The following is a 14579-nucleotide window of genomic DNA, read 5'->3' as shown; positions in this document are numbered from 1 at the left end:
GTGACGGCCTTGTCGGCGAAGGAGAGCGAGTCCGAGCGGACCTGCATCGTCACGCGGCGGCGCGAGCCGCCCGAGGCGATGATCCGCTTCGTGCGCGGCCCCGACGGGGTCGTCGTGCCGGACATTCGCGCGAAATTGCCCGGGCGGGGCGTCTGGGTCGGCGCGCGCGCCGATCTGGTCGCGGAGGCCGCGAAGAAGCGCATGTTCGCGCGCGGGTTGAAGGAACAGGTGGAAACGCCGCCCGATCTCGCCGCCGACGTCGCCCGGCTGCTCGAAACGGATTGCCTGCAGATGCTCGCCCTGGCCAACAAGGCGGGCGCGGCGACCTGCGGATTCAACAAGGTTGAGGACACTTTGGCGAAGGGCGGGACCGCCGTTCTGCTGCAAGCGGCCGACGGCGGCGCCGACGGCAAGCGCAAGCTGCGGCAAATCGCGCGTCGCGCCGGCGGGGAACGGCACGAAAATGATGGCGTTCCGGCGATCGTCGGCTTATTTACGTCAAGCCAATTGGATTTGGCGCTGGGGCGCACAAATGTGATACATGCTGCGCTCGCCTTTGGCGGGCCCGGCGCGAGTTTCCTTGCACGCTGCCGCCGGCTGGCGGCCTATCGGGGCGTGGCGCTGGACGGCGCGCCTCTTGCGGCGCAGATGATGCAGGATGGACAGCCGGACGCCGAGGGGCGGCCGGATCAGATGGATGTAACCGGGTCGGAAGCGGCCGAGGATCGGAAGCTGGATGAGTGAGAGCGAGAACAGCGACAAAACCCTGACTGTCGCGCCGACCAAGACGTTGCACCTGAAGCAGCGGCCGGCCGGAGAGCAGGGCATGGTGCGCCAGAGCTTCTCCCATGGCCGCTCGAAGGTGGTCGTGGTCGAGAAGGTGAAGCGCCGCGCGCCGGGCCATCCGGAGCCGGCGAAGCCCGCCGCAGCCGCGCCCGCACAGCCCGCGACGCCCGCCGCCGCGCCGCCGCCGGCGCCCGCGCCGACGCGGCCCGAACGCCCGGCCCCCGCGCAGCGCGGCGGCTCCGGGGTGGTGCTGCGCGCCCTGACGGAGGAAGAACGCGAGGCCCGCGCCCGCGCCCTCGCCGGCGCCCGCAACCGCGAGGAAGAGGAACGCCGCCAGGCCGAGGCCGAGGCCAAGGTCCGCGCCGAACGCGAGGAGCGCGAGCGCACCGAACGCGCCGCCGCCGAAGCGCGCAAGCGCGAGGAGGAGGAGCGTCTGTCCCGCGAGGCCGAGGCCCGCCGCAAGTCCGAGGAAGAAGCCCGCCGCCGCCTGCCGCAGGAAGCCGCGCATGCGCCGGGTCCCGCGGCCGCGCCCGCCAGGCCTGCCCCGTCGGCGCCCGCGAGAGCGGCCGCGCCGGCCGGCCGTGCGCCCGCAGCCGCCCCGGGCGGCCGCGCCCCAGGAGCCGAAACGCCCGTCAGGCGGCCGCCCGTCCGCACCATCGGCGGCTTCACGCCGCCCACGCCCCCTCGCCCGGCGCCGTCGCGCGTCGGCGAGATGAAGAATCGCGGCCGTCTCACGGTCACCACCGCGACGAGCGGCGAGGGCGAGGAGCGCACGCGCTCCGTCGCCTCCTTCCGCCGCCGCGTGCAGCGCATGAAGGGCTACGGCCAGGCGGAGCAGAAGGAGAAAGTCCTGCGCGAGGTGACGCTCCCCGAGACGATCACAATCCAGGAGCTCGCCAACCGCATGTCGGAGCGCGCGGTGGACGTCATCCGCCTGCTGATGAAGCAGGGCGCGATGCACAAGATCACCGACGTGATCGACGCCGACACGGCGCAGCTCGTCGCCGAGGAAATGGGTCATACCGTCAAGCGCGTCGCCGAGTCCGACGTCGAGGAGGGCCTGTTCGACACGCCCGACGAGGATGTCGCCCTTCAGCCGCGTCCGCCGGTCGTCACCATCATGGGTCACGTCGACCACGGCAAGACCTCGCTGCTCGACGCGATTCGCCACGCCAATGTGGTCTCGGGCGAGGCCGGCGGCATCACCCAGCACATCGGCGCCTATCAGGTGACCTCGCCCGGCGGCCAGCCGGTGACCTTCATCGACACCCCGGGCCACGCGGCCTTCACCGCCATGCGCGCCCGCGGCGCCAAGGTGACGGACATCGTGGTGCTGGTGGTCGCCGCCGACGACGGCGTCATGCCGCAGACGATCGAGGCCATCAACCACGCCCGCGCCGCCGGCGTGCCGCTCATCGTCGCCATCAACAAGGTCGACAAGCCGGACGCCAAACCCGAGCGCGTGCGCACGGAGCTGCTGCAGTACGAGGTGCAGGTCGAGAGCATGGGCGGCGAGACGCTCGAAGTCGAAGTCTCTGCCAAGCAGAAGCTCAATCTCGACAAGCTGCTCGAGCTCATCGCCCTTCAGGCGGAAGTGCTCGATCTCAAGGCCAACGCCGATCGCGTCGCCGAAGGCACGGTCATCGAGGCGCGTCTCGACAAGGGCCGCGGCCCGGTCGCGACCATGCTGGTCCAGCGCGGCACGCTGCGCGTCGGCGACATCATCGTCGCCGGCACGCAATGGGGCCGCGTCCGCGCGCTGCTCGACGACAAGGGCGTGACCCGGCAGGAAGCCGGCCCATCGTTCCCGGTCGAGATTCTCGGCTTCAGCGGCACCCCCGAGGCCGGCGACCGCGTCGCGGTCGTCGAGTCGGAAGCGCGCGCCCGTGAGATCACCGAATATCGCGAGCGCATGAAGCGCGACAAGCTGGCCGCCCGCGGCGGCTCGGCGCGCGGTTCGCTCTCCGACATGATGAGCCAGCTCAAGACGGCCGGCCGCAAGGAGTTCCCGCTCGTCATCAAGGGCGACGTGCAGGGCTCGGTCGAGGCCATCGCCGCCGCGCTGGAGAAGCTCGGCACCGACGAGGTCGGCGCGCGCGTGGTCCATGCCGGCGTCGGCGGAATCTCGGAGTCCGACATCGCGCTGGCGGAGGCCTCCGGCGCCGCCGTCATCGGCTTCAACGTGCGCGCCCACAAGGAAGCGCGCGAGGCGTCGGAACGCGCCGGCATCGAGATTCGCTACTACAACATCATCTACAATCTCGTGGATGACGTGAAGGCGGCCATGTCCGGCCTGCTCGCGCCGACGCTGCGCGAGACCATGCTCGGCAATGCGCAGATCCTCGAGGTCTTCGACATTACCAAGGTCGGCAAGGTCGCGGGCTGCCGCGTCACCGACGGCAATGTCGAGCGCGGCGCCAATGTCCGCCTGATCCGCGACAATGTCGTGGTGCACGAGGGCAAGCTCTCGACGCTCAAGCGCTTCAAGGACGAGGTCAAGGAAGTCACCGCCGGTCAGGAATGCGGCATGGCTTTCGAGAACTACCAGGACATGCGCGCGGGCGACGTCATCGAGTGCTACCGCGTCGAGGAGATCAAGCGCTCGCTGTAAGGCGGGGGTTTTGCCCCCTCCCTGTCCCTCCCCCGCTTCGCGGGAGAGGGACCCTCGCGATCAGCATCGCCGATGAAGGCCACAGCCGACCCCCCTCTCCCGCGAAGCGGGGGAGGGTTGGGAGGGGGTCTTGCCGTTTTTCGAGGAACCATGTCCCGATCCCATCATTCCAGCGGCTCGGCGCCGTCGCAGCGCATGTTGCGCGTGGGCGAGCTTGTGCGCCACGCCGTCGCGCAGATGCTCTCGCGCGGCGACATCAGCGATCCGGTGCTTGAAAAACACGTCGTCACCGTCTCGCGGGTGAAGATGAGCCCCGACCTCAAGCTGGCGACGGTCTATGTCATGCCGCTCGGCGGCAAGGACGAGCCGGACGTTCTGGCCGCGCTCGACCGCCACAAGAAATTCCTGCGCGGCGAGATCGCGCATGAGGTGAACCTGAAATTTGCGCCGGAAATCCGTTTCCGCATCGACGACAGCTTCGACACGGTCTCGCGCATCGACGCGATCCTCAATTCCGAGCGCGTGAAGCGCGACCTCGAAGCAACCGACGACGACATGTCGGACAACGACTGAGAGAGCATGAGCCAGAAGAAGTCCAATCGCCCCGTCGTCGACGGCTGGGTGGTGCTCGACAAGCCCGTGGGCCTGACGTCCACGCAGGCGGTGTCGCGCCTCAAGCGAATCTACAACGCCCAGAAGGCGGGCCACGCCGGCACGCTGGATCCGCTCGCCTCCGGCATCCTGCCGGTCGCCTTCGGCGAGGCGACCAAGACGGTTCCCTTCGTCCAGGACGGCGAGAAAGCCTATCGCTTCACCGTGCGCTGGGGCGCGGAGACGAATACGGACGATTCCGACGGCGAGATCGCCCGCACGAGCGAGACCCGGCCCGAGCGCGCCGGGATCGAGCGCCTGCTGCCGCAGTTCATCGGCGACATTCTCCAGACGCCGCCGCAGTTCTCCGCCATCAAGATCGCCGGCGAGCGCGCCTATGATCTGGCCCGCGAGGGGACGCAGGTGGAGCTGAAGGCCCGCGCCGTCACCATCCATTCGCTGACGATCGAAGCCTGCTCCCCCGAGGAGACGGTGTTCTTCATGGAATGCGGCAAGGGCGCCTATGTGCGCGCCATCGCCCGCGATCTGGGGCGTCTCATGGGCTGCTTCGGCCATGTGACGGCGCTGCGCCGCACCCGCGTCGGGCCGTTTCTGGAGGAGGATTCCTTCACGCTCGACGAGATCGAGGCGCAGGGCATGGCCGCCGACGCGCTCCTGTCCGTCGAAGCGGGCCTTTCCGAACTGCCCTGCGTCGTGGTCGACCGCGACACGGCCGCGCGCCTGCGCCGGGGCGGCTCGGTGGTGCTGCGCGGCCGCGACGCGCCGCCCGGCGGCGTGGTCTACGCGGCCTGCGGCGGCGCGCCGGTGGCGTTCGGAGAGGTCGTGGAAGGCGCCCTGGTGCCCTCGCGGGTGTTCAACCTGCCATTCTAAGGGTTGGGGGGCGGAAACGCCCCCTCCCCGGCCCTCCCTCGCGACGCGGGGCGGAGGCGGAGAGGGCGTCTCTCAAATGAAGGCGCGCGGCGCGGCGTGTTTCTCCACCGCGGGCCGCGCCTCCGCGCAGCCGAAACGCGCGCCCTGCAAATAGTCGACGCCCCAGTCGCGCAGGATTTGCGCCGTCGCTTCGTCCTCCACCCATTCGGCGACGACCTTCAGCGACAGATGGCTCGCCAGATCGATCAGCGTGCGCACGAAGAAGCGGTCATCCTCCGAGGTCGTGATGTTGCGGATGAAGGCGCCGTCGATCTTCACGATGTCGAAGGCGAGGTCGCGCAGATTGCGAAACGACGTGTGGCCGGCGCCGAAATCGTCCATCGCGACTTTCACGCCAAGGCGGCGGCAGGCCGCGATGAGCGCGCGGGTGGTGTCGAAATCCTCGATCATCGTCGTTTCGGTGATCTCGACGACCAGCCGGTTGGCAAGGCCCGGCGCGGCCGCGACCGCGGTGGCCAGCCGGTCCGGCCATTCCGGATCGAGCACCGTATGCATGGAGCAATTGACCGACACGCTGAGCGCCGGCTCGGCGACGAGCCGCTCCAGCGCCAGCTCCATCACCCGCTGATCCAGAAGGCGCACGAGCCCGGCCTTTTCGGCGACCGGCAACAGCGCCCCCGGCGAGGCGGCGGCGCCGTCGGGCAGGCGCACGCGCAGCAGCGCCTCGTGGAAGGCGATCGCGCCGCTCGCCGCATGAACGATCGGCTGAAAGGCGAGTTCGACGCGCTGTTCGTTGAGCGCGGAGACAATGCTGTCGGCGACCTGCAAGGCGCGCAGCCGCGCGTCCTCGCGGGCGAGCGACGCCGTATAGGCGACGAAACGCTTGCCGGCGCCCTGACGCGCGAGGTCGAGCGCTTCCTCGGCGTGCTGGAACAGAACCTGGGGATTGCGCCCCTCGCGCGGTCCGATCACCCCGCCGATGCGGATCATGGCGGGAATCGGGCCGGCGCTGGTCTCGAAGGCCTTCTCCCGCACCGAGTCGATGAGCCGCAGCGCCGCCGTCTCCATTTCCTCGGAGCCGCAATTCTCCAGCAGAACGGCGAATTTGTTGCCGGCATGGCGGCCGACCGCGTCGCAGGCGCGGATATTCTCGCGCAGGCGCAGGGCGAGGCCGGCGATCACCTCGTCGCCCGCGTCATAGCCATAGGTGCGGTTCAGCGCGAAGAGATTCTCCACCGCGACCAGCAGCACGGCGAAGGTCTTGCGGCTGCGTTCGCTACTGTGCAGGAAACGGCCGAGCTGTTCGGCGAGCCGGGCGCGATTGAGCGCCCCGGTCAGCGGATCGATCTGCGCGCCGAGCGCGAGCTTGCGCTCGGCTTCGTGGCGCTCGGTGACCACGCGCAGGACGCCATGGGCGCGCGCCGGCCGGCCGTCCGGGCCAGCGAACCAGCGGCCGGCGTCCTCGACCCAGACGACCGGGCCGGGGCCCTGCTCGCGCGGCCGGGTCAGCCCATAGACGACCTGATAGGGAACGCCCGCGCCGTCGTCGGTCTGGCCGGATTGCATGACGGCGCTGTAGCGCGTGGCGGCGCTGTCCGGCGAAACCCGCTCGCCATAGGCGTAGCCCATGCCGAGGTCGCCCTGCGCGATGTCGCCGAGCGTCTCGGCCAGATTGGGCCCCCAGGTCAGCCGGTCGGTCCCGATGTCCCAGTCATAGACGACCGCGCCGATGGAGCTGAGAATACCCGCCGGATCGGGTCCCGCGGCGACCGCCGGGGCCGGCGGCGGCGCGAGAGGGGCGGGCGGCGCGAGGGGCCGCTGGGGCATGGAAAGGGGCGAATGGACCGTCGCGACCGGCGTGTCCTGCCCCCGGCTCGCGATATGGCGCAACTGCATCTGCTCAATACCTTTGTCTCGACTGTCGGGCGCTACTGTCGCGGCCAAACGTAAAGGCGGCGTTTCAACGCGAACAAGGCGCGCGCGCCGGGGCGCTGGACGGAACGGCCGCGCGCATGCGAATGACTCGCCTGACAGAGAAACCGCGTGGAGAGGCAAGACATGGACGCCGGCGCCTTCAATGACATCAGTCTCGACGACCTCAAGGCGGGCCTCGCCAGGGGCGCCATCCTGCTCGTGGACGTGCGCGAGGCCGAGGAATACGCCGCTGGCCATATCGCCGGCGCGCTGTTCAACCCGCTGTCGCGGTTCGACCCCTCGCAGCTTCCGGTCGCGGGCGACGGACAGAAGGTCGTGATCTACTGCCGCTCCGGGCGCCGGTCGGTGTCGGCCATGGAGCAGGCGCGGCTCGCCGGCCGGCGCGACGCCGACACCCATTTTGGCGGCGGCATTCTCGCCTGGCTGAACGCGGGCGAGCCTGTCGTCGCGGGCATGTGAGTCACCCCCAGAGCGCGGCGGGCGGCGGCTCCATGGTCGAGCCTTCGTAGACGAGGCCGGGCTCGCGATCCTTCGCGAGCAGCAGCGGCCCGTCCAGATCGACGAAGGCCGCCATCTGCCCGATGAGCGTGGCCGGAGCCATGGCGAGCGACGTGCCCACCATGCAGCCGGCCATGATCGCAAAGCCCATCTCGCGCGCCGCCTGCGCCATGGCGAGCGCCTCGGTCAGCCCGCCAGTCTTGTCGAGCTTGATGTTGACCGCGTCGTAGCGCCCGCGCAGCGCCGCGAGCGAGGCGGTGTCATGGGCGCTCTCGTCCGCGCAGATCGGGATCGGCCGGGCGACGCGCGCCAGCATCTCGTCCTGTCCGGCGGGCAGCGGCTGCTCCACGAGCGCGACGCCATAGCGGGCGCAGGCGTCGAGCTGCGCCGCCAGCGTCTCCTCCCGCCAGGCCTCATTGGCGTCGACGATCAGCGTGGCGTGGGGCGCCCCCGCGCGCACGGCGGCGAGGCGGGCGTCGTCTCCCTCTCCGGCGAGCTTGACCTTCAACAGCGGCCGGTCGGCGGCCCGGATCGCGGCGGCGCGCATCTCGTCCGGCGTCCCGACCGACAGCGTATAGGCGGTGACGAGCGGCGTGAGACGGGAGAAGCCGGCGGCCAGCCAGGCGCGCCGTCCGCTCTTTTTCGCCTCGAGATCCCACATGGCGCAATCGACGGCGTTTCGCGCCGCCCCGGCGGGCAGCAGCCGTTGCAGGGCGACGCGATCCGCGCCCGATTCGAGCGCCGATCGCACGCCTTCGATGGCGGCTGTCACGCTTTCGACGCTTTCCCCGTATCTTGCATAAGGCACGCATTCGCCGCGCCCCTGCGCGTCGCCGTCGCGCAGCGTCGCCGTCACGACGACGGCCTGCGTCTTCGCGCCGCGCGAGATGACGAATCGCCCGGCGATGGGAAAGGCCTCCACGGCCAGGGTCAGCTCGATGGGCACACCGGACCTCCGCTTCCTCCGCGCCTGATTCCAAAGGCTGTGCGCCAGCGCGCTTGTCGACCGCATGTCACGAAGTTAAGAGAAATTGCAAGGCTTTACTCACAGCCGTCCCGAGATCGAGGTTCAATGGAGCTCACCGCCGCCCCGCAGCCGCCGGATGTCGCGTCCCGCGAAGGCGGCGCGCGCCTTGCGCTTCTCGGCGACTGGACGCTCGCCGCGTCCCGGCGCCTGGAAGAGAAGGCGCAGGCTCTCACCGCGCTCGACGCCGGCGCGCATTTCGTGACATTTGACCTCGCGGGGGTGTCGCGGCTCGACACCGCCGGCGCCTGGCTGATCAACCGGGCGCGCCAGACGCTCGCCAGCGCCAATGTCGGCGTGGCTCTGGAGCATATCCGGCCGGAGCACGGCATGTTGCTCGACGAGGCCGCCTGGCGCGATTTCGGGCCGCAGACGCGCGCCAGACTTCCCGTCCTCATCCAGCTCCTGTCGGATTTCGGCCGCGCGGTCGTGGTGAGCCTGAAAGAATTTTACCGCGGCGTGTCCTTCCTCGGCGAATTCGTCGCCGCCATGGCCTTTGTCGCGACGCATCCGCGCCGTTTCCGGCTGACGGCGCTCGTCGCCCATATGGAGCTGATCGGCCTGCGCAGCGCGCCGATCATCATCCTGATCAATCTGCTGGTCGGCGGCATTGTCGCGCAGCAGGGCATCTATCAGCTCCTGAAGTTCGGCGCGTCGAGCTATTCCGTCAGTCTCATCGGCATTCTCGTGTTGCGCGAACTGGGCGTGTTGCTCACCTCGATCATGATCGCGGGCCGCTCGGGCTCGGCGATCACGGCCGAGATTGGTTCGATGAAGATGCGCGAGGAAATCGACGCGCTGCGCGTGATGGGTCTGTCGCCGCTGGAGGTGCTGATCGGGCCGCGCGTGCTGGCGCTGGTCATCTCGCTGCCCATTCTCACCTTCATCGCCGACATGTCGGCGCTCTTTGGCGGCATGCTGGTGTCCTGGAGCTACGGCGGCATCAGCCCGATCGCCTTCACCGCGCTGCTCAAGGAGGCGATCGCCTTTCACACCTTCATGGTCGGCATCATCAAGGCGCCCTTCATGGCGCTGGTGATCGGCATCATCGCGGCGATGGACGGCCTCGCGACGGAGGGCTCGGCGGAATCGCTCGGCCGCCAGGTCACCTCCTCCGTGGTGAAGTCGATCTTCATGGTCATCGTGCTCGACGGCCTGTTCGCCATCTTCTTCGCCGGTGTGGACTACTGATGCCGACGCGGGTCCACGACAGCAGGGACGCCGGGGCGCCGGCGGGGGAGCCGATCATCAGCGTGCGCGACCTCGTCGTGGGGTTTGGCGACAGGCTGGTGATGAACGGCCTCAACCTCGACGTCTACCCCGGCGAGGTGATGGGCTTCGTGGGCGGGTCGGGCCAGGGCAAATCCGTGCTGACGCGGACCATTCTCGGTCTGGTGCCCAAGCGTTCGGGAACGATCCGCCTCTTCGGCCGGGATCGCGACGCGCTGGGGCCGGCCGAGCGCCGCGCGCTGGAGCAGCGCTGGGGCGTGCTGTTTCAGAACGGCGCGCTGTTTTCCGGCCTCACCGTGAAGCAGAACATCCAGATGCCGATGCGCGAGACGCGCGATCTGTCGCAGCGGCTGATGGACGAACTCGCCATGCTCAAGATCGAGCTGGTTGGCCTGAAGCCCGACGCCGCAGACAAATTTCCGTCGGAATTGTCGGGCGGCATGATCAAGCGCGCGGCGCTGGCGCGGGCGCTGGCGCTCGATCCCGAACTGGTGTTCCTCGACGAGCCGACCTCGGGCCTCGACCCGATCGGCGCGGCGGAATTTGACGAACTCATCGGCACGCTGCAGGAAACGCTCGGCTTGACCGTGTTCATGGTGACGCACGACCTCGACAGCCTGTACGCGATCTGCGACCGCGTCGCCGCGCTCGCCGATGGCCGGGTGATCGCGTCGGGCGCCCTCGATGAGCTTCTCAAGTCCGACCATCCCTGGTTGCAGGCCTATTTCCACGGCGTTCGCGGCAGCCGTCTCGCCGCTTCGGGCGCCTAAAGAGGACGACGCATGGAAACCCGCGCCAATTTCGCTCTGATCGGCGCCTTCACGCTGGCGATGATCTTCGGGGCCTTCAGCTTCGTCTACTGGTTCTCCGGGGCGAGCCAGAGCGGCAAGCAGGACATCTATCAGATCGTCTTTTCCGGCGCCGTTTCGGGCCTGTCGCGGGGGTCGTCCGTCCTGTTCAACGGCGTGAAGGTCGGCGAGGTGACGCATCTCGCGATCTCCGACAAGGACCCGAGCAAGGTCGACGTGCTCGTCAAGATCGACGACAACACGCCCGTGAAGACCAACACCCGCGCCCGCCTCGAAACGCGCGGCTTCACCGGCGTCGCCGACGTGCTGCTCGTCGGCGGAACGCCGGGCGCGCCCGATCTCGCCATCGCGGAGGGCCATCGCTATCCGCAGATTCAGGCCGAGCGTTCGGAAATCCAGAACCTTCTGGGCAATGTGCAGAACCTCTCCACCAAGGCGGCGGAGGTTCTCGTCAAGCTCGACAAGCTTCTCGACGAGAACAAGGATTCGATCAGCGGCACGCTGAAGAACGCCGAGGCCTTCACCAAGACCCTGGCCGACAATTCGGCGCAGATCTCCTCCTTCATCAAGGACGCCTCGGAGGCGGCGCATTCGCTCAAGCCGGTCGCGGCGCGTCTCGACACGCTGCTCGCCGCCGGGGAGAAGACGATCAAGGCGATCGACCCGAAGCAGATCAAGACCATCACCGGCAACATCGCGGGCGCGTCCGCCAACATCAAGAATTTCTCGACCACGGGCCTGCGCCAGTATGAGCAGCTCGCCGTCGACGCGCGCAAGGCCGTCGACACGCTGGATCAGGCGATCAAATCCATCGAGCGCGACCCCTCGCAATTCATCTGGGGACCGGCGCAGACGACGCCCGAATATCACGGCCGATGAACCTTTTGTCCGCCGCGCGCGGGTGCTAGAACCGCTACACTTCGGCTTGGGGCGGACGAGCGCATGGCGAGGACGATGCAGGGCGCGCGGCGCGCGGGAACGCTGTTCGGCGCGACTCTTGGCGTCGCCCTGGCGGCGTCGGCCGCCGGCTGCGCGCCGCCCATGCGCCAGACCTTCGACCTCTCCGCCGCCGCCGGAGCGCCGCCGGGCGCGGAACGCGCGGGACCGGCGCTGGTCGTGCGCGAGCCCACCGCCGCGCCGCCGACGAGTTCCCCGAGGGTTGTGGTGCGCGGCGCCGATGGCGGCGTCTTCATCCTGCCCGGATCGGAATGGTCCGCGCCGCTGCCGCGGCTGTTGCGCGAGCGCATGGTCGAGGCGCTGCAACGGGCGGGCGTCGGCGCCGCCGCCTATGGGCTGGCGGGCGTCGCTCTGGCCACGGACATCCGCCGCTTCGAAATCGACGTGGCGCGCAATGTCGCCGTGGTCGAGCTTTCGGCGAGGCTCGTCGACGCGAACACGGGCGCGGCCCGCGCGGCGCAGAGCTTCGTCGCCGAAACGCCGGCTCCCGAACATACGGGCGCGCCGGCCGTCATGGCGCTCACGGAGGCGGCCGGAGAGGCGCTCGCGCACATGGCGCGGTGGGCGCGCGGGAAAGTCTGATTCATCCGGTAAATTGCGTGAGAGGGTCGCTTTTTACACATTGGCCAGCAGCCTCGGCGGGCGGCGCCGCTCGCGGCGAAAGGGGCTAGCGCGGCGCCCGGACGGGTGCTAATCGAGCGCTGAACAAACAGGCGTTCGGCCTGCGCCGAACGGGCAAGGGCCGGCGCAAGCCGCACGACGGAATCATTTCAAGGAAGAGACGCGCGTCATGGTGAAGATGAGCTTCGACGACACCGCCACCCGCTACGGCGCCGAACCGGGCGGCGGCGCGCCGACCAAGGTCAAGATCACCTTCGTCGATTCCAACGGCCAGGCCCGCACGGTCGAGGGCGAGGTCGGCGCCACCGTGATGGAGACCGCGCGCCGCAACGACATTCCCGAGATCGCGGCCGAATGCGGCGGCGCCTGCGCCTGCGCGACCTGCCACGTCTATGTCGACGAGAAATGGACCGAGAAGACCGGCAAGCCCTCGCAGATGGAAGAGGACATGCTGGATTTCGCCTTCGACGTGAAGCCCAACTCGCGTCTGTGCTGCCAGATCACCGTGCGCCCGGAGCTCGACGGGCTGGTGGTCAATACGCCCGCGCAGCAGGGCTGATCTCGCCCGGCGTCTCCCTGCAAGCGGGGAGAGAGGCGCGGCGAGGGGCCAGGCCGCTCCCCGCGCGCCAGACGCGGCGGCGTCTTGCCGCTGCGGATTCGTGTTGCATCGCGCCACGAATACGATAGACGAACGCGAGAGGCGGCGGATGAGCCATCCGCCGGTCGGCTGGCCGCGTTCATTGTCCTCCCCGGGTTCTGCGCGGACCCTGTCCCGACCCCGCCCCGCGCGTCGCGGTCGCGCCGTGAGACAGTCGCCGCCGTGAGACAATTGAGGATTTTGAGACATGAACCAGCTCAATGAAGCCGCGATCGAAACCGATGTCGTCATCGTCGGGGCCGGCCCCGCCGGCCTGTTCGCAGTGTTCGAACTGGGTCTCCTGGACATCAAGTGCCATGTCATCGACATCCTGCCGCGCGCCGGCGGCCAGTGCTCCGAGCTCTATCCCGAGAAGCCGATCTACGACATTCCGGGCCTGCCGATCGTCACCGGCCAGGAGCTGACCGACAATCTCCTCAAGCAGATCGACCCTTTCGGCCCGACCTTCCATTTCAATGAAATGGTCGAGACCCTGACGTCGCTCGGCACGGCGGACAAGCCTCTGTTCCGCCTCACGACGGACGCGGGCAAGATCTTCATGGCCAAGGTCGTGATCGTCGCGGCTGGCGGCGGCTCCTTCCAGCCCAAGAAGCCGCCGATCCCGACGATCGAGCAATATGAGGGCAAGTCGGTCTTCTACGCCGTGCGCCGCATGGAAGATTTCCGCGACCGCGACGTCGTCATCGTCGGCGGCGGCGATTCCGCGCTCGACTGGACGCTCAATCTCCAGCCTGTCGCCAGGAGCCTGACGCTCGTGCATCGCCGCGACGCTTTCCGCGCCGCGCCGCATTCGGTGACGGCGATGCAGGATCTGGTGAAGGAGGGCAAGATCTCCTTCCGCCTCGGCCAGATCACGACGGTCGAGGGCGCCGACGGCCAGCTCGCCAGCGTGACGCTGAAGGGCAATGACGGCGTGGAGGAAAAGCTCTCCTGCCACCGCATGATGCCCTTCTTTGGACTGACCATGAAACTCGGCCCGGTCGCCGAATGGGGCCTTCAGCTCAACGAGAACCTGATTCCCGTCGACACGGAGAAGTTCGAGACGAGCCATCCCGGCATTTTCGCCGTGGGCGACATCAACTTCTATCCGGGCAAGCTGAAGCTCATTCTCTCGGGCTTTCACGAGGGCGCGCTGGCGGCGCAGAAGGCGCATCGCTACATCTATCCCGAGAAGAAGCTGCTGTTCCAATACACGACGTCGTCGACCAATCTTCAAAAGAAGCTCGGAGTGTCCTGAGCAACGTGGACGTTTCGGTCACGACGCTGGACTTGGGGGGGATTCGCCCCGAACACTGGCCGGCGCTGGCCGAATTGCTGGATGACCAGGAGCGCGCCCGTGCGGCGCGCTTCGCGTTTGAAGAAGACCGGCAGGCCTATGTCGCCGCCCATGCGCTGCTGCGCGCGGCGCTCTCGGACGCAGCCGGCGGCGCGCCACAGGAGTGGCGTTTCGCGGCGGCCAAACATGGCAAGCCTTATCTCATCGATCCCCCGCGAGACCTGCGCTTCAGCATGACGCATACGCGGAGCATGGTCGCCGTGGCGGTGACCGAGGGGGTCGAGATCGGCGTCGACGTCGAGCCCGCGAACCGCCGGGCGGAAAGCATGAAGCTGGCCGAGCGGTTCTTCGCTTCCGAGGAAACCGCGCTGCTGCGCGCGCTCGAGGGCGACTCGCGGCGGGACGCTTTCTTTGCGATCTGGACGCTGAAAGAGGCGGTGGTGAAGGCGACCGGCGAGGGGCTGTCGCGCGGCCTGGCCAGTTTCACGATTTTTCTCGATCCGCCGCGCGTGGTCATGGCGGACGATCCGGGCGCGTGGCGGCTCGCGCATTGGCGCCTCGGCGCGCACCATGTGGCGCTGGCGGGCAGATGCGCCGACTGGCGGCCGAGTCTCGTCGAGAGGGACGCGGCGGCCTTGTTGCGAGCTGGCGAGTGAGCGACGCTCCGGCGCCCCCCTGTCTCTCCCCCGCGT

14 protein-coding genes are annotated in these 14579 nt (G+C 68.9%); 12 read left to right on the top strand and 2 right to left on the bottom strand.

Annotated features, from left to right (window positions below; all coding sequences use genetic code 11):
• From ACR652_RS25375 to truB, 4 genes are all read left to right on the top strand, one after another.
• Complete coding sequence (locus ACR652_RS25375; protein WP_434509251.1) at positions 1-744, top strand: RNA-binding protein; 744 nt, start codon at positions 1-3, stop codon at positions 742-744.
• Positions 737-3397 carry a translation initiation factor IF-2 gene (infB, locus tag ACR652_RS25370; protein WP_434509250.1) on the top strand — a complete coding sequence of 887 codons (2661 nt, stop codon included), beginning with the start codon at positions 737-739 and terminating at the stop codon, positions 3395-3397. The genes ACR652_RS25375 and infB overlap by 8 nt, the downstream gene beginning before the upstream one ends.
• Positions 3398-3547: 150 nt before the next feature.
• Complete coding sequence (gene rbfA, locus ACR652_RS25365; protein WP_434509249.1) at positions 3548-3970, top strand: 30S ribosome-binding factor RbfA; 423 nt, start codon at positions 3548-3550, stop codon at positions 3968-3970.
• Positions 3971-3976: 6 nt separating this feature from the next.
• Positions 3977-4879 carry a tRNA pseudouridine(55) synthase TruB gene (truB, locus tag ACR652_RS25360; RefSeq protein ID WP_434509248.1) on the top strand — a complete coding sequence of 301 codons (903 nt, stop codon included), beginning with the start codon at positions 3977-3979 and terminating at the stop codon, positions 4877-4879.
• Positions 4880-4951: 72 nt separating this feature from the next.
• Here truB and ACR652_RS25355 read toward each other — a convergent pair whose 3' ends face one another.
• On the bottom strand, positions 4952-6775 hold the full coding sequence (locus tag ACR652_RS25355; protein ID WP_434509247.1) for a putative bifunctional diguanylate cyclase/phosphodiesterase: 1824 nt from the start codon (positions 6773-6775) through the stop codon (positions 4952-4954).
• Between the two features lie 162 nt (positions 6776-6937).
• On the opposite strand from ACR652_RS25355, the gene ACR652_RS25350 reads away from it, so the two are divergent.
• Positions 6938-7273 carry a rhodanese-like domain-containing protein gene (locus ACR652_RS25350; protein WP_434509246.1) on the top strand — a complete coding sequence of 112 codons (336 nt, stop codon included), beginning with the start codon at positions 6938-6940 and terminating at the stop codon, positions 7271-7273.
• Between the two features lies 1 nt (position 7274).
• Here ACR652_RS25350 and dgcA read toward each other — a convergent pair whose 3' ends face one another.
• A complete protein-coding gene (gene dgcA / locus ACR652_RS25345) occupies positions 7275-8258 on the bottom strand; it encodes an N-acetyl-D-Glu racemase DgcA (protein WP_434509245.1) in 984 nt (327 codons plus the stop codon).
• 126 nt (positions 8259-8384) lie between these two features.
• Here dgcA and ACR652_RS25340 point away from each other — a divergent pair, with 126 nt between their 5' ends.
• The 7 genes from ACR652_RS25340 (at position 8385) to ACR652_RS25310 (ending at position 14543) form a co-directional block, all read left to right on the top strand.
• The gene (locus tag ACR652_RS25340; RefSeq protein ID WP_434509244.1) at positions 8385-9527 is read left to right on the top strand and encodes an ABC transporter permease; all 1143 of its coding nucleotides are present in this window, start codon (positions 8385-8387) and stop codon (positions 9525-9527) included.
• The gene (locus ACR652_RS25335; protein WP_434509243.1) at positions 9527-10336 is read left to right on the top strand and encodes an ABC transporter ATP-binding protein; all 810 of its coding nucleotides are present in this window, start codon (positions 9527-9529) and stop codon (positions 10334-10336) included. Before ACR652_RS25340 ends, ACR652_RS25335 begins: the two co-directional genes overlap by 1 nt.
• A gap of 12 nt (positions 10337-10348) precedes the next feature.
• A complete protein-coding gene (locus ACR652_RS25330) occupies positions 10349-11254 on the top strand; it encodes an MlaD family protein (protein WP_434509242.1) in 906 nt (301 codons plus the stop codon).
• A 63-nt stretch (positions 11255-11317) separates the two neighbouring features.
• Positions 11318-11914, top strand: a complete 597-nt coding sequence (locus tag ACR652_RS25325) for an ABC-type transport auxiliary lipoprotein family protein (protein ID WP_434509241.1) — start codon at positions 11318-11320, stop codon at positions 11912-11914.
• A 208-nt stretch (positions 11915-12122) separates the two neighbouring features.
• Positions 12123-12512, top strand: a complete 390-nt coding sequence (locus ACR652_RS25320; protein WP_434509240.1) for a 2Fe-2S iron-sulfur cluster-binding protein — start codon at positions 12123-12125, stop codon at positions 12510-12512.
• Between the two features lie 286 nt (positions 12513-12798).
• Positions 12799-13848: an NAD(P)/FAD-dependent oxidoreductase gene (locus ACR652_RS25315; protein ID WP_434509239.1), complete on the top strand. Its 1050-nt coding sequence runs from the start codon at positions 12799-12801 to the stop codon at positions 13846-13848.
• Between the two features lie 5 nt (positions 13849-13853).
• Complete coding sequence (locus ACR652_RS25310) at positions 13854-14543, top strand: 4'-phosphopantetheinyl transferase family protein (protein ID WP_434509238.1); 690 nt, start codon at positions 13854-13856, stop codon at positions 14541-14543.
• The last annotated feature ends 36 nt before the right edge of the window (positions 14544-14579 follow it).

This window comes from Methylocystis sp., assembly GCF_051061225.1.
GTDB lineage: Bacteria > Pseudomonadota > Alphaproteobacteria > Rhizobiales > Beijerinckiaceae > Methylocystis.
The sequence above is the reverse complement of the archived record's forward strand: the minus strand, read 5'-3'. Positions and strand labels throughout refer to the sequence as shown.